The 20,844-nt window shown below is 44.8% G+C and carries 20 protein-coding genes; 4 read left to right on the plus strand and 16 right to left on the minus strand.

The genetic code is table 11. The annotated features are described in order from the left end of the window. Window positions 1-54 precede the first annotated feature (54 nt). Window positions 55-1,626 carry a nitric oxide reductase transcriptional regulator NorR gene (gene norR, locus V6N89_RS12520; RefSeq protein WP_338517812.1) on the plus strand — a complete coding sequence of 524 codons (1,572 nt, stop codon included), beginning with the start codon at window positions 55-57 and terminating at the stop codon, window positions 1,624-1,626. Window positions 1,627-1,676: 50 nt separating this feature from the next. Here the strand turns inward: norR and V6N89_RS12525 are convergent, their stop codons facing one another. The 8 genes from V6N89_RS12525 to V6N89_RS12560 all read right to left on the minus strand — a co-directional run bounded on the left by V6N89_RS12525 (window position 1,677) and on the right by V6N89_RS12560 (window position 8,026). Beyond that, entirely contained in the window at window positions 1,677-2,126 is a 450-nt protein-coding gene (locus tag V6N89_RS12525; protein ID WP_338517813.1) for a GyrI-like domain-containing protein, read from the minus strand. 74 nt (window positions 2,127-2,200) lie between these two features. Then, window positions 2,201-3,610, minus strand: a complete 1,410-nt coding sequence (locus tag V6N89_RS12530) for a sensor histidine kinase (protein ID WP_338517814.1) — start codon at window positions 3,608-3,610, stop codon at window positions 2,201-2,203. Next, complete coding sequence (locus V6N89_RS12535; RefSeq protein ID WP_346992762.1) at window positions 3,600-4,118, minus strand: YfiR family protein; 519 nt, start codon at window positions 4,116-4,118, stop codon at window positions 3,600-3,602. Before V6N89_RS12535 ends, V6N89_RS12530 begins: the two co-directional genes overlap by 11 nt. Window positions 4,119-4,148: 30 nt before the next feature. Further along, window positions 4,149-5,249, minus strand: a complete 1,101-nt coding sequence (locus V6N89_RS12540; RefSeq protein ID WP_338517816.1) for a TonB-dependent receptor plug domain-containing protein — start codon at window positions 5,247-5,249, stop codon at window positions 4,149-4,151. Then, window positions 5,246-6,220 carry a TonB-dependent receptor plug domain-containing protein gene (locus V6N89_RS12545; protein ID WP_338517817.1) on the minus strand — a complete coding sequence of 325 codons (975 nt, stop codon included), beginning with the start codon at window positions 6,218-6,220 and terminating at the stop codon, window positions 5,246-5,248. The genes V6N89_RS12540 and V6N89_RS12545 overlap by 4 nt, the downstream gene beginning before the upstream one ends. A 223-nt stretch (window positions 6,221-6,443) precedes the next feature. Further along, window positions 6,444-6,935 (minus strand): GNAT family N-acetyltransferase, encoded by a 492-nt coding sequence (locus tag V6N89_RS12550; protein WP_338517818.1) that lies wholly within the window; start codon window positions 6,933-6,935, stop codon window positions 6,444-6,446. Window positions 6,936-6,949: 14 nt separating this feature from the next. Next, window positions 6,950-7,276 (minus strand): hypothetical protein, encoded by a 327-nt coding sequence (locus V6N89_RS12555; RefSeq protein ID WP_338517819.1) that lies wholly within the window; start codon window positions 7,274-7,276, stop codon window positions 6,950-6,952. Window positions 7,277-7,423: 147 nt separating this feature from the next. After that, complete coding sequence (locus V6N89_RS12560) at window positions 7,424-8,026, minus strand: LysE family translocator (protein WP_338517820.1); 603 nt, start codon at window positions 8,024-8,026, stop codon at window positions 7,424-7,426. Between the two features lie 212 nt (window positions 8,027-8,238). Between V6N89_RS12560 and V6N89_RS12565 the strand changes: the two genes are divergently transcribed. After that, the gene (locus tag V6N89_RS12565; RefSeq protein ID WP_338517821.1) at window positions 8,239-9,660 is read left to right on the plus strand and encodes a PLP-dependent aminotransferase family protein; all 1,422 of its coding nucleotides are present in this window, start codon (window positions 8,239-8,241) and stop codon (window positions 9,658-9,660) included. A gap of 94 nt (window positions 9,661-9,754) precedes the next feature. Further along, complete coding sequence (locus V6N89_RS12570) at window positions 9,755-10,174, plus strand: hypothetical protein (protein ID WP_346993804.1); 420 nt, start codon at window positions 9,755-9,757, stop codon at window positions 10,172-10,174. Window positions 10,175-10,186: 12 nt separating this feature from the next. Here the strand turns inward: V6N89_RS12570 and V6N89_RS12575 are convergent, their stop codons facing one another. The 8 genes from V6N89_RS12575 to V6N89_RS12610 form a co-directional block, all read right to left on the minus strand. Beyond that, on the minus strand, window positions 10,187-11,221 hold the full coding sequence (locus V6N89_RS12575) for an ATP-binding domain-containing protein (protein ID WP_346992763.1): 1,035 nt from the start codon (window positions 11,219-11,221) through the stop codon (window positions 10,187-10,189). Continuing rightward, entirely contained in the window at window positions 11,163-12,176 is a 1,014-nt protein-coding gene (locus V6N89_RS12580) for an AAA family ATPase (protein ID WP_346992764.1), read from the minus strand. The genes V6N89_RS12575 and V6N89_RS12580 overlap by 59 nt, the downstream gene beginning before the upstream one ends. After that, entirely contained in the window at window positions 12,173-12,895 is a 723-nt protein-coding gene (locus V6N89_RS12585) for a PD-(D/E)XK nuclease family protein (RefSeq protein ID WP_346992765.1), read from the minus strand. Before V6N89_RS12585 ends, V6N89_RS12580 begins: the two co-directional genes overlap by 4 nt. Continuing rightward, on the minus strand, window positions 12,864-16,001 hold the full coding sequence (locus V6N89_RS12590; RefSeq protein ID WP_346992766.1) for a UvrD-helicase domain-containing protein: 3,138 nt from the start codon (window positions 15,999-16,001) through the stop codon (window positions 12,864-12,866). Before V6N89_RS12590 ends, V6N89_RS12585 begins: the two co-directional genes overlap by 32 nt. Beyond that, window positions 15,998-18,586: a hypothetical protein gene (locus V6N89_RS12595; protein WP_346992767.1), complete on the minus strand. Its 2,589-nt coding sequence runs from the start codon at window positions 18,584-18,586 to the stop codon at window positions 15,998-16,000. The genes V6N89_RS12590 and V6N89_RS12595 overlap by 4 nt, the downstream gene beginning before the upstream one ends. Continuing rightward, window positions 18,534-19,136 carry an exodeoxyribonuclease V subunit gamma gene (locus V6N89_RS12600; RefSeq protein ID WP_338517829.1) on the minus strand — a complete coding sequence of 201 codons (603 nt, stop codon included), beginning with the start codon at window positions 19,134-19,136 and terminating at the stop codon, window positions 18,534-18,536. The genes V6N89_RS12595 and V6N89_RS12600 overlap by 53 nt, the downstream gene beginning before the upstream one ends. A 70-nt stretch (window positions 19,137-19,206) precedes the next feature. Then, a complete protein-coding gene (locus V6N89_RS12605; protein WP_346992768.1) occupies window positions 19,207-19,332 on the minus strand; it encodes a hypothetical protein in 126 nt (41 codons plus the stop codon). Beyond that, the gene (locus tag V6N89_RS12610) at window positions 19,325-19,573 is read right to left on the minus strand and encodes an exodeoxyribonuclease V subunit gamma (RefSeq protein WP_346992769.1); all 249 of its coding nucleotides are present in this window, start codon (window positions 19,571-19,573) and stop codon (window positions 19,325-19,327) included. Before V6N89_RS12610 ends, V6N89_RS12605 begins: the two co-directional genes overlap by 8 nt. 554 nt (window positions 19,574-20,127) lie before the next feature. Between V6N89_RS12610 and V6N89_RS12615 the strand changes: the two genes are divergently transcribed. Beyond that, window positions 20,128-20,784, plus strand: a complete 657-nt coding sequence (locus tag V6N89_RS12615; protein WP_338517833.1) for a dUTP diphosphatase — start codon at window positions 20,128-20,130, stop codon at window positions 20,782-20,784. Window positions 20,785-20,844 lie beyond the last annotated feature (60 nt).

The following is a 20,844-nucleotide window of genomic DNA, read 5'->3' on the forward strand; positions in this document are numbered from 1 at the left end:
AGCTACACTCTAGGTTGTTCGCGAATCTAAAATTTTCACCTAAGGGGTCACGGCATGGCACTTTCACAACGCGATTTATTAAACTTTTGTGCTCAGTTGCCAAGGCTAATTGGAAAACCTGGCGGATATCAGGACTGTATAGAGCAGTTATCGCTATTACTTCATTGTAATACTATTGCCTTTTTAAAACGCCAAGGTGATGTCTTAATCCCCACCGCCTTAAAAGGATTAAGCCTAGACACAATGGGGCGTCAATTTCATATTTCGTCTCACCCCAGATTCTTTGAAATTGCCCATGCTTCTAGTTTTGTGAGGTTCCCCAAACATTGTGAGCTTCCCGACCCTTTTGATGGACTACTACTTGGCCGAGAAGGCAACCTTCCCGTGCATTCTTGTATGGGGTTCTCCATACATAACAACTCGCGACTTATTGGCGTTGTGACCTTTGACAGCTTGGAACAGGGCATATTTGACGATATAGACAGCGAGTTGCTTGAAACCTTGGTACAAGCGCTCACACACTTTTTCGTTGCCGATATGCAGCAGCATCAGTTAAAAGCGCAAGTTAAGCAGTCGGCACAATTAAAAGCGGCATTGAGCAGGCCTGAAAACTTAACTGACGTTAACGACTTCATTGGTCAAAGCGATCAAGTTAAGGCATTGAAGAAGGAAATAGCTATGGTTGCCGCGACAGATTTTGCAGTTCTCGTTGTCGGAGAAAGTGGCACAGGAAAAGAGCTTGTGGCCCATGAAATTCACCGATTGTCTAATCGAAGTAATGAGCCGCTAATCTACGTTAATTGTGCTGCATTACCGGAAAACCTTGTTGAAAGTGAATTGTTTGGTCATGTGAAAGGCGCATTTACTGGTGCAGAAAATTATCGTGCAGGTAAATTCAAAATTGCAGATGGAGGGACGCTATTTCTCGATGAAATTGGAGAGCTTCCCCTACCCTCGCAAGCAAAATTGCTGCGCGTGTTACAAAGCCAAGAAGTACAACCTCTTGGACAAGATAAGGTTGAGCAAGTCAATGTGCGTGTTATTGCTGCAACGAATCGACAGCTAGAAAAAGAGGTCGATTTCGGTCACTTTCGCGCAGATCTGTTTCATAGACTCAATGTCTACCCTCTTGTCATTCCACCGTTGTCCCAGCGTCAGGGTGACGTGGTATTGCTCACTGGCTTTTTTATTGAAAAGCTGCGCCGAAAATTAGGACTACGGCAGCTTCGCGTTGAGCAAAGTGTGCTTGAAGAAATGGAGCGCTATCGTTGGCCAGGTAATGTCAGGGAATTGGAACACTTTTTAACAAGGGCTGCGGTAAAGGCGTCATCAGAAACATCGCATCATATAGTAAATATCAAGCTACGCGACTGCGAGGCGCTTGGCGGGCAACTGGAAAAGAATACGCTCGACATTGAAGACGAAACACCACCGCCCCTCTCCATTCCCTCGCAATTAGCCTTGAGAGAAGAAGTGGATAGATTTCAATATGATCTGATCAAGCGTGTGTTATCAGAAGAAAAAGGAAATTGGACTAGAACCGCCAAGCGACTGAGCGTAGATAGGGCGAACTTAGCGCGCTTAGCCAATCGCTTGGGCATTACTGTGAAGCGCGCAGTTAACTGAGCAGTATTTTGGTTTGCGAGCTTAACAGGGACCATTTAAGTTGTGGTTATCTATGCAATAGCAATGTACACATCAATTGCATTACCATTAGGATAATGTTCAAAGTCTACGGTAAACAACCTTTGGTATTCGGGTGAAGTTTGGGAGAAGTATTGCCAAACTTGCGTCCAAGCATCAATCGCAATTTGCGGCATGTCTCCTGTACGGCTGAAGACAAGATACTTTCCTGCAGGTACCGTTATGGTTTCAATCTTCGTGTTGGCCTTGTCAACACTGCCGTCAAAGCCTGCAAGGACCGTGAAGTCTCCCGTATGATCCGATTCATAGTCATAATAAACGCCATAAACACGCTCACCACCGCGGTAGTCCACAGGCACCTCTGCATCAAACTTTTGCCATAACGCGGGAATTTTTCCCTTATCGGGAGACATTTCTGCTGCATTATTCGTTACGGTAGAATATCCGCTTACCGAGACTTCTTGTACGTGTCTAACTTCCATATTTTATTCTCTACCCTGTTGTTAACCTATTTGTAAGTAAGCAGTGTAGCAATGCACTAACGACATCGTCTAACTTAATTTTGCAAAGGTAGGCACATGTGAACACGTGTCCCTACATCGACTTGGCTGTCAATGCTTATGGTCCCTTTTAACTTAGCCGTCACCAAGTTATGCACAATATTCATTCCCAAACCAACACCGCCTCGTCCTCGTTTGGTCGTGAAAAACGGCTCGAATATTTTGTTCACCGTGATAGGTTTCATACCCTGTCCGTTATCCTCAAAATCAATGTAAACCTGCTCACCATCTTCCTTTACGCTCACCTCAATGTGATTGAGGTTTTCGCCAGAGAACGCGTGGTTAATTGCATTGCTAATGAGGTTATTGATTATTTGTGTCAGAAGACTTGGATCAAGAACGGTTTTAGGGTTATCTCCCGTTACTGACCACGTCACCTTGTTTCTCACCATAGAGACCGATAGAGTCTGCATAAGCTCTTCTAGATAAGTCTTCACGTAGATTTGGCGTCCCTCGGCAACGACTTGATCTGCGGAAATTTGTTTAAAATTGCGGATTAATTCAGTGCATCTGTCTAAGTTATTTTGGATAAGCTGGTCGGTATTTTTCAGATTACTTAAAAAGCGATGTAATTCACTTTTCTTTATTGCGTTATCCTCTAGTCGCGCAAGAAATAGCTCGGCTTCATCGCCAATAGTACTAGAAGAGGTAACAACAATGCCAATAGGCGTATTAATTTCGTGTGCAACGCCCGCTACCATCTCGCCCAATGAAGCAAGCTTTTTGGACTCTATTAAATGCTCTTGCGTATCCCTTAACGTTTCCAGAGTTTTCGCTAGCTCTTGGTTAATCGCTTTATTTTTAAGGAACATTCTTGTGATGATAAGCGTAGACAATGAAAAAATGAGCAATATACACAAGCCACCGAAAATAATGACGTATTGTTTGTCGATAACTTGTGCTTGCTGCGCAACTTCAGATGACTTGGCGTCTAGCGCTTTTGAGGTATCGGACAACTTCAAACTGGTTTCCCCAAGCAATACGCTTTGAGCTTCCACCTGCTGTTTTAGCGATGCTAATACCGACATTTGCTCATCAATACTTGCCTGTGCTTCTTTTTGCTGCCGCTGGGCATCGGCTCTAGCAAGCACATACGCTTCATTGGTCTGTGTTAGTCTGTTGGCTGTCTCAGCTAATGCTACATTTTTTTCATCCAGCAGACGTTGTCGCTCCTCCAATAAGCTTTGATTAAGCTGTAGCTTGTTAGACAAAGCGGCATAATCGCTTTGCACGTCTTCAAGAATTGAACGTTGTTTTTCTAGCTCTAAAGAGGTGGTTTCAAGGCTGCGCTTTGCTGAAGTATTTTCGTCTAGTAGTCGTTGAATGGCGGCTTCTGTCTCGCGATAAAGACTTGCAACATCAAGCTCAGTTCCACCATATAAAATTAGCTCGGGTTTAATGGTCAAGCCTTCGTAAACTATGTTGGGCTAGGTTTATCTGAAACGATATTCTGCCACGATTTGTTTCATCTGTAGTTTGAGTGACAATATCGACCATTACGTTGTAGCGGGTGTCGCTGTTTTCAGTAACCACTAATACGCCTTTGCCTCTCAAGCGTTCAAGCAAACGGCGCTTTTGACGAGAGTCTACATTGGACAAGTAAACAAGGTGGGCGGTATGCATCGCTTGCAGGTCTTTAGTATTTGATACGTTTAATGGTTTGCCTTTTATGCGTTCTCCTTCTAGTGATGCCAGCGCAGAATGCATTTCATCGTCATAGGGAACAATAACGGAATAGGTGTCCGAACTTTTATTCTGAGGCCACGTTATGTTTTTTATAAATTGGGTGACGAGTACCGCTTTAACTTGAGATTCGGCATATTCCTGAGCAACAGTGAACTGACAAAAAACCAAAGTGTACGCTATTAAAACGATGACTCGTACGAACAAGGTCCGGTGTATAAACAGAAACATAAAAAACGTTCCCTTAGTTCAAAAAAGTGTTTAGAACAGATAACTTATTGAGAAAACAACATTTCTTCCTTCCATTGGAAAATCGTTCGGAAAACCCAAGCCCAGCGAAAAAAGCGCAGTGTTTGGTGACGGTTCACGAATATCATCGTTAAATACATTGCGTGCAGTCAAGCGCGCACTCCATTGTCTGTCTGGCTCCCATAGCAAGGTAACATCAACTTTGTGATAATCGTCTATTGTTGGACGAGCATCAACTAGTTGTCGCTCACGACCCGTTATCCAGTTACTTTGCACAGACATCAACCATGTTGGCGCAAACTGATAGCGCAAATCAAGAAAACTTGAAAATCTTGGAACTTGGTCTTTGTCTGCGTTGCTATCCGTAAGTTGCGCATCAAGAAACGAGACATTAATTCGCGTCGTTAACTTCTCGCTAACCCGCCAATTAAGTTCGGCTTCTATCCCTTTGCCATCTTGTTGACCAATATTTTGAAATATGAAGGTATCATCTAATTCAATAAGCTCGTCTGATTCATAATTGAAGGCGTTCAATGAGCCCTTTAACTTTGAGTTAAACCGATAATCAAAGACCAACTCAAACGTTTGAATTTCCTCAGATTTAAGGTCTGGATTACCCAAAGTTGTTGGGTTGTTAATAAAAACAAGCTCGGCGGCTTTAGGGGCACGAAAGGCAGAGCCATAAAGGGCTTTGAGCGTGAGTTTGTCAGTCGCACTGTAAACCAGCGCCAAACGTGGATTCACCGTGCTTCCAAAGTCAGAGTATTTGTCGTACCTGACGCCAGCCGTCAATGCCCAATCATCAGACACTTGCCATTCACCTTGAAGAGATACGTACCAAATGTCTCGTTCGAAATTTGGCGTGTAGACAAATGGGGTTCCACTGACGTCAATGATTTCATCTGAAACCAGGTCAAAAGGCCTTGTGTCCACATCGAGAACGCCGGGGCCAAAGTTCTTAAATTCGCGAACATCTTTTAACCCTGCCCGCTCTGCACCAATGCCGAGTCTTATGCGATGATTGTCAAATCCAGAGAAAATAAGGGCACTGTTTAGTCTATAGCGATAACTTTCATAGATAGGGTTGCCGATGACACCGTCGGGAAAGTTCACAGGAGTAAAGGGGGTAAAAACAGGTTACCGTCATCTCCTACAGGCCATGTTCCCTCTGGGAATAATTGAAACAAACCGTCAAGCTTGTGATTCGTATACGATGCATCCGTTTCAAAGCGAGTAAACTTGTCAATGTCGGTTACCCAGCGCAGTTGGGCGGAAATTGTCTCGCTAATATCGCGATCGATGTCATTGCCAATTATACCAGCTCCACTGCCCATCTCTTGTTCGGAGCGCCAATACCAGCCGTTGAACGTGAGTTCATGATATGTCGCATTAACGTGAATATTATCAAACTCCCCGTCCCGCTGGAGCACTCCGTATTGGGTCACGCGCTCACTGTCATTCCCCTTTCGTTGTCGCGTAATAGACAAGGCCACCGATAAATCATCTACAGAAAACTGGCTGTTAATCCAAGCTTCAGAGTACTCGAATGAGCCCACATTGACGCCAGCGCTGGTCCCCGCCAAATCGCTAGGAGATTGGGTAATGATATTGATTACCCCACTGAACGCATCGGCACCATACACCGCCGAACCAGGTCCTCGAATAAGTTCGATCCGTTTAATAAAGTTAACTGGGTATCTAAATGCATAAGGCACCGACAGTGCAGTAATTTCGGCTATGTTTACGCCATCAATCAAAACTAGAACGTTCGGTGTATTATTGTTGCGAATACCTCGTATTCCGAAGAGACTGGTTAGGCGGTTGACAGAATTTGAAACATGAAGACCGGGAATTTGTTCTACTGCTTCAGCTAGTGTGGTGGCCCCCATAGCTTTGATATCTTCTTGTGTAATAACAGAGACAATGGATGGCGCTTCAGAAATGGCATTTGATGTACCTGTAGCGACATTAACTTTTAGAATTTCATCAAGATCCATCTCAAGTAAATTTTTAATATCTGCTTCGGCAACTACAGAGCCTACAAAACAGCAAGTAATAGCAACAGACACTAATTTACGTACCATCGACCTTCCCAACCTTGAATAGGTAACAATACTCAGTGCATATGTTCATCTTTAAGAGAAACTTAGCACAACAGCTATATTATTACATTTTCTTTAACGTTGAGTATGAACACAAAAAGACAAGAATACTAGACTACTTTTGGTTATTCGGTGCGTGGTGAAACACTATTTCTATACAGCGCTTTATCTATTTGAGCCGCTAAGCATTGTTGCCGTCAATCAGCTACTCTTTGATTAGACTGAACACATGCTTGTTATAGAAAGTGCCGTTTTTGAATATGGCCTGATTCAGAATTGCCTCTTCGACAAAGCCACATTTCTCTAGTAGTCGCATAGAAGGTGTATTGCCGGAAAAGACGGCGGCATGAATACGAACAATATCACTCGTGGTAAAAACCTCTTCGCACAATTGCACAATCGCTTTTGACATTAGTCCTTTGCGCCATGCTGATTGCGCTAACCAGTAGCCAATTTCTCCTGAGCGTTTGTACTCAAATTCACCCGGCATAACACCGATACATCCGATGCAGATATTATCAACGGCGATAGCGCGCACGATACCGTGATGACTCCCTTCCTCTATCCACCATTTAGCATCTGAGGCCGTATACGGCGAGGGAATCTTGGTAGAAAGATAGTGCGTAACGTCTTCATCGTTAAGAATTGAGACTAGTGAGTCTATGTCACATTCTTTAAAAGGCCTGAGTACTAACAAACGATCTCCTTATCTTAATCAAAGCGCAGCGCATAGGTCAGTTTGCAGTCTATGTATTTTAAAATTTTATTTACCACACGAGGCACTGACACTTCGCTAGCCTTATTGTTTTTGGTTGCTTCGACAAAAATATCGCAATCATCATATTGTACTTGCTGGCGAATAACATAGTCGTTTAGCTCGTCGAATATCGCTTCGTGAAGAGGCACTACTCCAACAAAAACACCGTCGACGCTGCTAGGATAAAAATGCGCCCCCCTAATGTCTTTTTTCAATGTATAGGCTTGCATCATATCTAGCTTAAGCAAGCGAAAACTCACGCTGACAGTAGTATTCTTCACAATAAAAACAAGGCTCCTCAATGTGCTAAAATGGGCCGATTTTCATCGACAATTAATGTTCTTGTTTGCTCGACAAACGTGGTCACGACGCCTTACTTTTAAAATAAATACGACAGCACGTGTTGTAGTGAGCAACACGTACTAAGTCTATAGAATTAAGAATAAAGTTGCAGCTGTTGCCGCACCCATCGTTAAATTGAATTGTTTTCTTCTCGCTGGCGAGCTTAACCATAAGCGCAGTTTAGCGCCTGCCGCTGCCCACAGTGAAATACACGGAAATCCAATAATGGCAAATGCCAACACTATCGCAAGACCAGAGTAAAAGTAGTGTTCCCCGGGGATGGAAAACGTTCCGACACTTGCTAACGCCATCATCCACGCTTTTGGATTTACAAGCTGAAACAAGGCCCCTTCCCACCATTTAAGCGGCCCTCTGCCTGATGCTTTACTCTCTTCAAGCTCACTTACAGGTGCTGTTGCTATTTTGAATGCCAACCACAATAGGTACGCTATACCAAGCACTTTAAGCAAGGTGTAGAGAAGTGGGAACAAGACGAAAAGCGCTCCTAACCCCAATAGTGTGCTAATCATTAGTCCTGCAACACCAATGACAATACCCAACATGTGTGGCAAGGTTTTCGTGTAGCCGAACTGAGCCCCAGACGCCAATAACATCATATTGTTCGGTCCTGGCGTTACAGTGCTGACGAAAGCGAAGCTACACAGTGCTACAAATAACGATATTTCCATAATTAAGCCTCTCTCGTGCAAAACAAATTGAGAAGCCAGAGTACGCTAACACATCTGTACTAAACAGAATCAATAAAACACATAAACAACCATACAGATAACCAGAATCACTCACTGTATGGTAGTATTTTCACCAAACTGTATGGTTAGAAAGCGATAAGAAGTGCGTTATATTAAAGTGTATGGGCAAGTCTTATAGGTTTAAACGTGCTATGTCACTATATATGCATTTAGCGAATGAGCTGAAAGATCAAATTCACATTGGTCGGTATAACATCGGTGATAAATTGCCATCTGTTCGTCAGTTGGCCAAAGAGCACAAAGTGAGCATTGCTACGGTTCAAGAAGCATATCGTGTTTTGGAAGCTCAGCTCTATGCAATAGCTAAACCAAAATCGGGCTATTTTGTTGCCAATACCGTGCCCTTTGAAAACACACCAAAAATGACAAAACCGCCGCAACGCCCTATGGATGTCTCTCAATGGGAAGACGTGCTTGATATGTTACTTAACACATTTTCTAAAGAGGATGATGTTAACGTACGCTGCCAATTTCAGCATGCGATGCCAAACATGCACGCGAAAACGCTAAAGCCCCTTATAAAGCGGCTTTACGAGCTAAACAAAAATAGACCTCTTGATGGCATGATTTACGGCGACGTAAAAGGCGATATTGCGCTTCGTAAACAACTTAGTAGAGTAGCGGCTGCGTCGGGCTGTCACCTGCATCTTGATGAATTTGTGGTTACTTCTGGGTGCCAAGAGGCGCTGTCGGTGTGTCTTCGCGCTGTCGCTAATGCTGGTGACATCATTGCTGTTGAATCTCCAGGCTTTTACGGTGCGATGCAGGCCATTAAGGGCGCGAATTTAAAAGCACTGGAAATTCCAACAGACTCTCATTCAGGGCTCAGCTTAGATGCATTAAGACTAGCCGTTGATCAGTGGCCAGTTAAAGCTATCCTCGTTACCCCCACAGTAAACAATCCACAAGGGTTTGTTATGCCTGACAGTAAAAAACAGGCTCTGTATGCCCTCGCACGAGAATATGATATCGCCATCATCGAAGATGACATATACGGTGACATTGCTTATTCATACCCTAGGCCACGCACCATAAAATCTTTTGACGAAGATGGACGTGTCTTGCTTTGCTCTTCCTTTTCAAAAACGCTCGCGCCGGGTTTTCGAGTGGGCTGGATTGCCCCTGGTAGTTTCAGAAACAAAGTACTCCACGTTAAATATGTCAGTAGTTCTATGTGCCCTACTTTGCCTCAGTTGGCCATTGCAGATTTTATCGAACAAGGTGGTTACGACAGGCACTTACGCGCAATGCGACAAGACTATAGAAGCGCCAGAGATACGTTGTTAAAAGATATTAAGCGACACTTTCCTAAAGAAACCTGCGTGAGTTACCCCGAAGGTGGATATGTGCTTTGGGTTGAACTGCCACCCCATTACGATTGCGTCAAACTGGCTGACAGAGCACGAGAGCACGGTATTTTCATTGCGCCTGGCCAGCTATTTTCAGCCACGGGTAAATACCGCAATTGCTTACGCTTTAACTTTATCGATAGTACGCAAGAGGCGCGAACCAACGCCATTGAAGTATTGGGATCTCTTATCCAATCACAGTAAAAACGTAATATTAGTGTAGGTTGATCCACATCAACGCAAGCGTAGGCCATATTGACCACAATACATTTAACTTATTCAACGTGTGAACGTGCGTATGCTTACCCTTGTAAACAATGTTAACGCCAATGATGAGATTATGCCTGAAGCTCATGGTCTCTATCGATTGTCTTTGAAACCAGATGTTCAAATAGCAATCGAAAGCAAACCCGTATTTGGTGCTAACATAACCTTTCACGAGAGCGTGTTAGTCCACGCAAGTTTCATCGCTAAGCCCGAAAACATCATTGGTTGGGTGGATCACGGTGGTCTCTCTTATTTCAATGTAAGTTCAAGTAATGAAAAAAGTGAAGCCGTAGCCACACTGCTGCCCTCGCAATTTTTACACGTTGACGGCGGAATACTGCGCGTATCTAGTGATACGCGTGTCTATCTCATTGCCAAAAACACTGAGGATATTCAGCAACATGGTCTCTGCTTTTTTCTCCAGCGTAATTGTTTATGGGCAATCGATTAGTGTGTTTCCAGACTAATTCCTGTACTCGCCATTCTCGACTTTTTCGGCTCTTTCGGTAATGGCCGACGCCAAACCAGAATAACGTTTGTCGCGGTTTTTAACCATGTTAGAAAAAGTGTCTTCATTGGATATCATCAGACATCCAGTTTTTGCGCGCGTCAGCCCGGTATAAACGAGACCACGATGAAATAAGTTTGCTGCATTGTCACTTTCTGGTGGCGGCAAGAACATTACCACATGGGCAAACTCTGAACCTTGTGACTTGTGTATCGTCATAGCAAAAACGGTTTCATGCTGTGGAAGGCGCGATAACGATATACTACGCAACTCCCCTGTTGAGGCTTCAAACCACGCCTGGAGCTTTCCGTTGTTATCTGGCCAAATAACGCCAACTTCACCATTGGATAGACGCTGGGGGTGATGGTTTTTCAAAATCATAATCGGCTGGCCTTGGTAAAAGCGCCCTTCTCGCCGTTTTATTTTGTCTTTTAAGGCGTTGTACACAAGCTCATTTAGACCTTCTACGCCCATTTCGCCTTTGCGAATTGGTGTTAGCCATCTAATACCATTAAGCGCAGACATCGCGCTACGAGCACTTTCTGCATTAAACAATGAAGAGAAACTTTGTCTCGCAAGGTCGGAAAGTTCACGTTTGGAAAACGAAGAAGCAGCAAGCAATTGAACCCCTTCCTTCAAGAAGTCGCTACTTTTTGACATACTTGTACTGCCGTTAGTAGGCGCATCGCCTATTGCCAACAAAGCTGCATTCGCATCACCTTGCTGAATTGCTGTTGCAACTTCAGCCACCTGTCCCTTAAATCGCTGGGGCGCTTGTAGTGTTGCCACCCACGATTTGGCACTTTCATCGACCTGCAATAGAGGTAAATGAGGACATAAGGTGGCAATATGTTGTCGCATAACAGAAGGCACAGCTCCTATGTGGGAACTATCCACCGAAGCGGTTTGTTCAACCAACTGTTCAAGCACATTACCCAATTCGACGGCTAAGCAATTGGTCTGCATCACCAATAAAGTATAATTTCGCATGGGCAGGCAATGCTCTCACTATTCTCGCCATGAGGGCTAAATCAACCATGCTGGCTTCATCAACAATGAGCACATCGATATTGAGCAGACGATGGCGATGATATTGCGTCTGCACTGTGTGTTCACGAAGCCCAAGTAATCGATGAATAGTAATGGCATCGGTCGGGACCCTTGCCAAGGTGTCGTCATCAATTGCCCCTCTCAGCCCTTCAATACTATTGAGAATCGACTCCGTCATTCGCTGCTGAGCTTTACCCGTTGGTGCAGCCAACACAATGTTCAGCTCGCTATCAATGGCTTGAAGCGCAAGCAACAAACGCAAAACCGTATAGGTTTTCCCTGTTCCCGGGCCGCCATTAATCACTCCAAAACGCTGAACTAAACACTTGGCTACCGCCACCTGCTGCCAGTCTTGCTGCTGTGTGGTTTCAGTGGGAAACATAGAGGCCCAAATAGACTTAAGGTTCACCACCGCACTGTCATCAAGCGGTTCGAACAGGGTTCGTTCGACCACGCTCTGCGCTATCTCCTGTTCAAAATCGTAGTATCGCCTGCTGTATAATCTTCCGTGTTCATAGACAAACAACTGAGCGGCGCGTTTATCCTCTAAGGCACCTTTTACTATGCGAATTAGCGAGGTAAGTGAAGGAAACATGATTCCTTCTTTTGCAGACTTTTCTTCAATTTGGCTTGCCTGTTCACCATTAGCGTCCTGCGTTACGCTTTTGTCTTCAAAATATCGAGTATTGGCTATGTCACAAAGCGATACACAGCTATGACCATTTCGCTGCATGTAGGACAAGCACACTAACAGCGCACTCCACAGCGCAGCCTCGTCGTCATTTAACGTGCTAACTTGCGAAAACTCTTTGGCAACAAATTTATCGATTGCTTCGATACCAGCCAGCTTATCCAGCGTCAGCTCTATCGCAGATTGATGTAACAATGTTTTCACTCCAACTCCCAGTCATCGCCAAAACTAAGTTGTTGCTGATTAGGTGTTTTCTGCGATGCCTCAGAATGCACGTCGTTCTGTTCATTCATTGAGTCCGCGGGGTTGTTGCCGTTTGCGCCAAATATATTGTCTAACCGTTGCAAGTAACTCATCTCGATTTCTGTATAAAAAACCCCCTCACCTTGCGTATTGTCTGGATGCATACCGCGTAAATAAAGGTAATAAACACCACCAAAATGCCGATGTGGTTCATAATCTTTTAGCGTATTTTTGAGGTATCTGTGTAATGCCAGGCAATAGATCAGGTACTGTAAGTCATACAGGTGATGTTGGTTATTTTCACAGAGCATCGCGCACTGATAGCTGGTCATGCTATCCCCTAACCACGTCGATTTATAATCGGCTACGTAAAACTTTCCTTCGTATTCAAAGATAAGGTCGATAAAACCGTGCATCATACCCTCGAGCTCTTGCATCATAAGGTCTGGAGCTTCCTGAGCTTGCGATCCAAGTGTCTGTGCCAACCGCGCTCTGTGTTCCATCAACAGGTCGCGTAAGGGCGCCCATTTGCTTTGCTTAAGAGGAAAGTAAAATTCTGCTTCACGCAACGTTTGAGACAAAGAAAGGTCAGATAATGACATCGCCATATTGGGAAATAATGGGGTGCACAGCACCTCGTCTAACCATTCATAAAGCGCTAAGCGCGTCTTCTTCGTCAAGCCCAAAACGCGCGATGAGCTCAGTCCCCGTATCTTCCCAAGTCGGTGAGCTAAAATCGTTGTGCTCCAACAAGTCATGTAGCAAGTTACCTGCACCAGCTCCTTTTTGTAAAGTAAATCGAATTGCCGTTTTGGTGTCTTGCGCCGAATTGAGCTCAGCACCGGAGCCCAAGGATAACGAAAGATCTGAAATCAGCTCTTCGTCTCGAACGGTTTGCATAACGGGAATACTCGGCACAGAAGAAGCTGCGTCCACGACACGTTGAGAAACGCTGGTAAGCCGACTTAATGCTGAAAATGAAAAAAGTCGCCAATCTTCGCTACTTGTTCCCGTAAACTGAAGCGCATAAAGCGACGGTAGTGTCTCGCTATCATCAAGTCCGGTATAGGTTTCAATCACGTCATCAACGTTTATATGGCTGGCGTGCGCATCGTCTTCATGCGTAATACGTTCTAATGTGTCGTGCCAGTATCCCTCATCACCCTCTACGTTCATTGCCCGAGCCAGTGCACTTTTTTCGTTCCCATCTAACGGCAAAATCCCCATATAACAACGATGGGCAGCTCGCGTAACAGCAACGTACGCAAGTCTCATATCTTCGGCTTCCCCTTCCGCGCGCACGCGAGCAATCGCTTGCTTGGTTTGTCCAAGCTGTAATTGCAAATCTTGCTTCTCTTCATCGTAGAAAGTGAACACATTCGACATGGATTTTCCGTTTCGCGCCGCATCTTTGTAAGCGGTAGCAAACGGTATAAATACTATAGGGTACTCCAGGCCTTTTGACCCGTGTTGCGTAATAATGCGAATGAGCTGGCTATCGCTCTCCAGCCTTAGAGTCAGCTCTTCATTACTATCGGGCTGATGGATCTGATGATTTAACCAGTCTAACAATTGCTCAGGTCGTGGGTAGGTCGTACTCGCCTTCTCTAATACTTCCGCAAGGTGCAGATAGTTAGTAAGCGCCCGTTCCACGTCATGACCAATAAGCTGATAGCTTGACTGCATCAAGTGAAGTAACACACTCATACAACCTTTTTGCAACCAAATCTCTCTTAACATTGTGACCTTGTCAAAGGCACTATCCCATAATGCGTCGTTTTCGTGATAAAGCAGTTCGATAAGGGTTTGCGGGCTATATCCCCATAGCGGTGAGGCTAAGCTTGATGCCACCTTACTAGTATCTGAGGCATGCCATATTCCGTTGAGCAGTCGTAATACGTCTTTTGCTTCCACAGAGGTGAATAGGTTGCTTCTGTCGCTTAAGTAAACGCTAGCCAGGCCCTTTTGCTGAAGCACATATTTTACTATGTTAGCCTCGGTGCGGTCTTTTACTAAGATAGCGATATCAGCTGGCTTTACTGGGCGAGCGGCCTCCCGCCCCTTGAACGAAGCTTCATGCAAAAGGCGGTAAATTTCTTGAGCAATCCATTTGGCCATATTGCGGCGCATAGACGTTGCATCTTGTTTGTTTTCAATGTGCATGCTGACGTAGTTCATCGCGCTACGTGATTGATTGTCGACACTAAGCGAATCGAACAAAGGCGTTTTCGCCGCACTGGCTTTATCTGTGTAGGCAACGGGGTTGTATTGTATTGAAAACCCAAACACGTCTGGTGGAGCTTTTGACGTCAATGTTGTACCGTAAAAAAGCCTGTTGTACGCTTTTACCATTCCTTCTACAGAACGCCAGTTAGTATTCATTACCCAGCGATAGTCGGCTTGTCGGCCAGCTTTAAGATAAGTAAAAATATCACCTCCGCGGAAGCGATAAATAGCCTGTTTTGGATCGCCTATCATCAGCAGCGCACTTTCAGTACAACTTGAAGACACTGCTTCAATTTGCTGTGCACTTAGTGTTTCATTGTTTTGTGTGTGTTTTTTGGGGTAAACCGCATCGAGTATGGCATATTGCTTAGCGTCGGTATCTTGGAACTCATCAATAAGCGCGACGGGGAATCTTTTGCGTAATTCAGCAACAAGCGTATTGTTCGGCTTTACCACTTCATCTGCCAGCATGCGAATAAGATCATCAAAATCAATAACGCCAAGCTGTTTCTTTTGTAGCAAAACACGAGCCTTTATAAACTCAATGCCTTGTGTGACTAACTTAAAAGTAGGAATTTGTGCAAGCCCCGCATCCCTATCTGCTGCCGCTTCCTCAATAGACTTTGTCAGTGCCTTAATAGGTGCAAGAATTTCCTTCACCCCAGACTTATTTCGCGCATATCGACGACCGTCTAAGAACGCCAGCGCCTCGGCGGGAGCGACAAGGTATTCACCATTTTCTCTACATCCGCGCAGCCAAGCCTTCAACGCAGCAAGCTCCTGAGGGCGCTCTTTTTTGTGCGCAGGCGTTTTAATAAGCTGCTCGGTCAACAGCGTTTCATTGTCTTCAATTTGCTGTAAGTGCTCAGAAAACCGCTCAAGCGTCGTTTCAGGGTTATCATTTAATGCGGCTTCAAACGCCTCTCCTATGCTTTTTTCATCAAGCATAATAGGCGTAAGTGTACTTTTTATACTGTTACTGAATTCTGATAGAAATCGCTCGGGAACGTGCCATCCAGCTTGAGCCAGTAGTAAGAAATCCTCTTCGTGCTGACTTACTTTGCGAATGTAATCCTCTGCCGCCTGAAGATAAAGCTCACTAGTGTCATTGCCAAGGTTTAACGACATGGCAAATCCGCTATTAAAGGCAAGTTGCGCAATAACGTGCTGACAAAAGCCGTGAATAGTAAACACCGAAGCGTCATCAAGCTCAAGCTGCGCAGCTTTTAAGCGCGCTAAGCTATCGTCAATGTCATTATTATTAAACAGATGCTGATATACTGGGTCACAATCTTCAGCGAGTATACCCTTGTTGTCCTTGGCAGTTTGCCATACCTTGGTCGCCTCTCGAAGCGTATTTGCCACCCTTCCTTTGATTTCTTCCGTTGCCGCTTTAGTAAACGTCATGACCAGAATGTCTTTAACGGTCAACTTTTTCTCAAGCAAAAATCGTAGATACAAACGCGTGATATTGAATGTTTTGCCAGTGCCAGCGCTGGCCTCGATTAAATGCCTGCCGTGAAGAGGCATGTTCACTACATCGAGCAATTGTACTGTCATAGCTTCTCCTCCTCACTTGCATTTGCCACCATGGCAAACAACGCGAAACCCTCGGCATATGGCATATCCCGCCAAGCAATACCTTGTGGAAACAACCATTTGAGGTAAGGATTATTCACCATGTCTGCACTAAAAGGCCCTGACGACTGCTGCCAATTTCGTAAGACCCGAGCCGCTTCATCGCCGTCAAACAATGTATGAATGTCACGCGTTAGTTTTGTGACAAATTCATCTGATGCGATGTCTTCATCCTGATGGCTAAGCAACGCGCTAACAATATCGTAAAAGCGTTCTGGGGTTGCTTGACTTACTATTGCTGCACTTTCGGAACGCCGTTTTCCAGGTACCAGCTCAGCCATAAGGCTACTATAAAGTGGTGTGGGCACTGTATAAACGGTGCTAAACAACACTTCGACAAATTGCAGTAGTTTTTGTGCTGTTTCCTTAGGAACGGGCATAAAGCGGCGCTTCATCAGCGTGGTCTCTCCCTTCTCCCAATCACAGAAGAACACATCAAGGGGAAGTTGAGCATGACTTGTTGCTTCTTCACTGCTACTGAATATAAGTTGAGAGATAAAGTATCCAAGTGCTCGTGTATCACTAATCTTGCCAGCACAAAGCTCAACTAGGGCCCCACTTGCTTCAAATGCGCTAGTAGAAAAAACACAATGTTGGCCCTCATAACTTGCTGTCTTTGGCTCTGCATCATGTGGGCCCATTGCATGATTTAGTGCAAGTGCGCCTGCTTTCCACATTTCAAGCTCTTCCTTTGCGACTGGGTTATCTGGAATATCACCACGCAAAGATGCAAATTCTACGACCTTATCACCATACCCGTGATTGGCAGTATTCTCGTCAACTGTCTGCGTACGTTCTGGTGCACAAAACAAGGCGTCAAGTACCTGATAGCGCACCAATGCATTAGTCTCAAATGGCTCGCTGTTCTCCAGCAAGGTAAATGACTGCGATAAATTGACGCCTAACCGCTGAATGGAGAAGTAAGCAAGAGGGTCACTAAACGCCCTCGCAACCTGCATTGCAGACAATCGCAGTTTATTCGCCCCTGTGCGAACGCTATCTTGCTGATCTGACATAGCCAGCGCCATCCGCGTTTTATCATCTGCGTGTTTGTCACATGCGTTCTCTTGTAAAGGCTGCTCGTCGCGTAGCTGCGCTTTACGCAATGAGTCAGCTAATCTAAGCCAGCCCGTTTCATAGCCCGGTAGCTGGCCTGTAAAACTGCTTTCGCTGAACGGATGCAAAGGCGCATGTGTAACATAATTGTCCAAATCAACGCCGTAACCAGCCTCCAACATATCAAGAAACTCAGCAAGCACTAAACTAGGTTGGCGCTCGCTGTTATTGGTTACACTATTGCCTTGATAACTCAGATACAGACTTTCTCGCGTTGATATAATTGCCTCGAGAAACAAGTAGCGGTCTTCCAATCTTCTCGACCTGTCGCCGATTCTGCGAACGGGCCCGGCCATTAAGTCAAGGCCAAGGGGCGTGGATTTACGCGGAAACTCACTGTCGTTAAGACCAAGAATACACACCTTTTTAAAGGGAATACTTCGCATTGGTAACATAGAACATACGGTAACCTGTCCTGTCATAAAATGGTTGCCCGCATCGGGCGACGAGAAGCGGTTAAGTAGCAACTCCCTTACTTGTCTAAGGCTTAATTCGTGCTCGTAGCTGGCCTCGTCACAGCGAGCAGAAAGATCCGCTGCGACTTTTGCAATAAGATCCCAGCTATGTTCTTGATCTGATGTCGGTTTAAAGCATGCATCTCGTAAAGCAATGAGATCTTTAGCCCACACTTTTGGCGTTCTAGGTTGCGTCAACTCTCGAGAAAAAGTGCCTAATAGGTCGACAACTTCAATTAATTTGCCCAGCGTGAGAGCGTTTTGTCCTTCAACATCAGGAATGCTTAACATACCCTCAACGATGGTTTCATTGTCGGGTGCAAACATGCCAATTAGCAGACGTCGAATTCCCCACCACCAGCTGTAAGTGTCTTGTGAAGTAACCCCATCGGATACAGCGTTTTTATGCTCGCTGTTTAATCCCCAGTGAATATGTGCTTGTTTAAGCCATACGACCATTTGATCTATATCGTCCTGACTTATCGAAAACCGTTTCTGAACCGCATCAAGCTGCAAGTAGTCCATTACGTTAGAGACACCAAAACGGCTATCTGGCAGTTGCAATAGTGCCATATAGGCAGCAATCAGGGGTTCTGCATCCATCGGACTTCTATCAGCAATGGAGCAAGGCAGCCTTACAGGGCCATTACCCGCCATGTTTCTTGTCCCAACACGATGAAAAACTGCATCAACGAAAGGAGCATAGTTCTCAATAGCAGGACACATAACAAGAATGTCCGATGGTGTGCGTGTCTTGTCTTGAGAAAGCCAATGCAATAAATGGTCATGCAGAACTTGAACTTCGCGAAGCGCTGAGTGTGTACACATGATTGCCACACTATCGTCGTTCTGCTCTACTTCGTGAGACACTGACGGCGTCCCATCACCCGCTGAGTGGAGAGGAGCTAAGCGCTTTCGCTTGCAGAATGTCATCATGAATGTAGTCCAGCAAAGGTAATGACGATACATGCTTTTTTGTATCTTCCTCACTGTCTAAAATAATAGGGGAATCAAACGCACTGATTTCAAATGTATCGAGTTCAGTCAACAGATTGAATAGCTCCCTTCCTTGCTTACCTAAATTACCTAACAATGGGTTGGGTTGGGCCTCACTCATCCACTTTTCTAAGCCTTCCATTCGCAGTTGCTTAGCCTGTTCACTACTGCTTTTTGCATCGCCCCAATAATTGACGCTTGGGTTTAGGTGAAAAATATGAATATCTATGTGTTGTGCTAGCGCATCAAAAAATGAAATTAGCTGAGGGGCCATCGTGTTTATCGCAAACACAATAATACGGCTAGGTAAGGTATCTATGCTATTACATTCTGAAAGTGCTTGTACCGTTTGCTGATGTAACCGAGCTGGATGCAAAGGTTGTGTCGCGGTTAACACCCGCCAAATCTCACTCTGCCAGATTTCCATTTCATCAAATACAACTCGCTCATTACGCTCCCACGCAAACAGCCAATCAGGGCGATAAAGCAAGTATTGTTCATAAACATCGGCCAGCGCAGTAGCTAATTGTAATCGCTGAACACCCTGTTCAGTAGGGTTGCTAAGCCCCTTTCCAGTATCGATTTACCTGAGTAAATGCATCGGCGCTAATCAGTGATTCATCCTGAAGAATATTGTCAATTCTCCACGTTAGTACCTCTCGACGATAAGGTGACTGCTTAGGCACTTTGTCGGCGCCAAGTACCTTTCGCGCGGTATTCCACATAAAACGAACCTAGCAGTGGAAAGTCGATGTTCATCGCAATACCTTGCGTATCTGCCAGCTGCATACTCACCCAGTGTTGCATTCCTGGACTTTCTACTAGGATAGTTTCTGGTTCAAACACACCGCCAGGCTGTTGCTGAAGCAAAGTCGTAAGAAGAAAACTTAAGTGCTCAAGTTTGTTAGATGGGTAAAGCGCAAGCAATCCTGAAATCCTTTATATATCAAACTTTAACGTTAACGCGGGTACGCCTTCTCGGATATGCAGATTTTAATGATAATGAATGGCATAACGCAAAGGTAAATGAAGGCTAATGGAATGAGTGTATCGCAATGAAGGGCGCAGTTACATCATTGTGTTGTCGGGATTTGGGCAAAAAAAACCCACACAGACCTCAGGACACGAAAAATCTGTATGGGTAAGGTTTACGGGCTGCCCAGTAACAACGTGAATAAGCGTTGCCTGGCACTCATTCACGTTAGCGCTACTGATCAGCACAGTTAACACTATGGTTTTTGCAGTAACGATGCCAAAAATTTAATCTAATAAATTCATAGACCTATAAAAACAAGCATAAAGTATAAAAGACATTGAACAATAAATATGGTGCAAGTGCACCAATAAGAAGCAACTGACAAGCTCGCATTTTACTACTTCCCAAGAAGCGGCTTTTCGCAAAGCACTTTTTCGAAACAGCCCATTGCAGTACAATTCAACGCATAACTTATTGCTTTACTCATCATTACCTAGGAGTTTCGATGTTAACTGCACAGCAGCTGGCAACCATGCTAAATCTACAAGATAAAATGAATACGAAAGTCAACCCAGATTGGCTAAATGCTGGCTACGGCTACTTGCGCGCAGCAATGGTGGAATCAGTTGAGGCCATTGAACATCACGGTTGGAAATGGTGGAAAGCTCAGCAAAAGGACCTTCCTCAACTTCAAATGGAGTTGGTAGACATATGGCACTTCGCATTAAGCGCCTGCATTATTGAATTTAAGGGAGATGTATCAGCATCAGCTCAAAGCATTGCCGCTGAGTTAGCAAGTGGAAACACCACTGTTGAGTTTGACGGTAATAAGTATGATGCGTCTAACCAGTCGCTACTAGATAACCTCGAGTTAATGACCGGGCTTTGTGCCGCAAAGCGCTTTAGCGTTCCTTTATTCATGTTTATCGTGGGTCAGTGCGAAATGACTGCGAATGAATTATATCGACAGTATGTTGGAAAGAATGTATTGAACTTCTTCCGCCAGGACAACGGTTATAAAGAAGGCAGTTACGTAAAAGTGTGGCAAGGCCGAGAAGACAACGAACATCTTGTTGAGGTGATGGACGCGCTAGACTTATCTAAGCCTGAATTTAGCGATTTGGTCTATGAAGGATTAAAGTCACGTTACCCAACGGCTTAACACCCATAAATTAAAAAGGGCGCTATCGATTAGCGCCCTCTTCACTTATGTACTTTGTGT

The sequence above is a fragment of the Alteromonas gracilis genome, from assembly GCF_036870955.2.
In the GTDB taxonomy this organism is placed as follows: domain Bacteria; phylum Pseudomonadota; class Gammaproteobacteria; order Enterobacterales; family Alteromonadaceae; genus Alteromonas; species Alteromonas gracilis_A.

Excerpts from the sequence above, each read along its gene's own strand:
- norR (WP_338517812.1), top strand. The coding sequence starts at position 55 with ATGGCACTTTCACAACGCGATTTATTAAACTTTTGTGCTCAGTTGCCA.
- V6N89_RS12525 (WP_338517813.1), bottom strand. The coding sequence starts at position 2,126 with ATGGAAGTTAGACACGTACAAGAAGTCTCGGTAAGCGGATATTCTACC.
- V6N89_RS12535 (WP_346992762.1), bottom strand. The coding sequence starts at position 4,118 with ATGTTTCTGTTTATACACCGGACCTTGTTCGTACGAGTCATCGTTTTA.
- V6N89_RS12545 (WP_338517817.1), bottom strand. The coding sequence starts at position 6,220 with ATGGTACGTAAATTAGTGTCTGTTGCTATTACTTGCTGTTTTGTAGGC.
- V6N89_RS12560 (WP_338517820.1), bottom strand. The coding sequence starts at position 8,026 with ATGGAAATATCGTTATTTGTAGCACTGTGTAGCTTCGCTTTCGTCAGC.
- V6N89_RS12565 (WP_338517821.1), top strand. The coding sequence starts at position 8,239 with ATGTCACTATATATGCATTTAGCGAATGAGCTGAAAGATCAAATTCAC.
- V6N89_RS12570 (WP_346993804.1), top strand. The coding sequence starts at position 9,755 with ATGCTTACCCTTGTAAACAATGTTAACGCCAATGATGAGATTATGCCT.
- V6N89_RS12575 (WP_346992763.1), bottom strand. The coding sequence starts at position 11,221 with ATGCGAAATTATACTTTATTGGTGATGCAGACCAATTGCTTAGCCGTC.
- V6N89_RS12590 (WP_346992766.1), bottom strand. The coding sequence starts at position 16,001 with ATGACAGTACAATTGCTCGATGTAGTGAACATGCCTCTTCACGGCAGG.
- V6N89_RS12595 (WP_346992767.1), bottom strand. The coding sequence starts at position 18,586 with ATGATGACATTCTGCAAGCGAAAGCGCTTAGCTCCTCTCCACTCAGCG.
- V6N89_RS12615 (WP_338517833.1), top strand. The coding sequence starts at position 20,128 with ATGTTAACTGCACAGCAGCTGGCAACCATGCTAAATCTACAAGATAAA.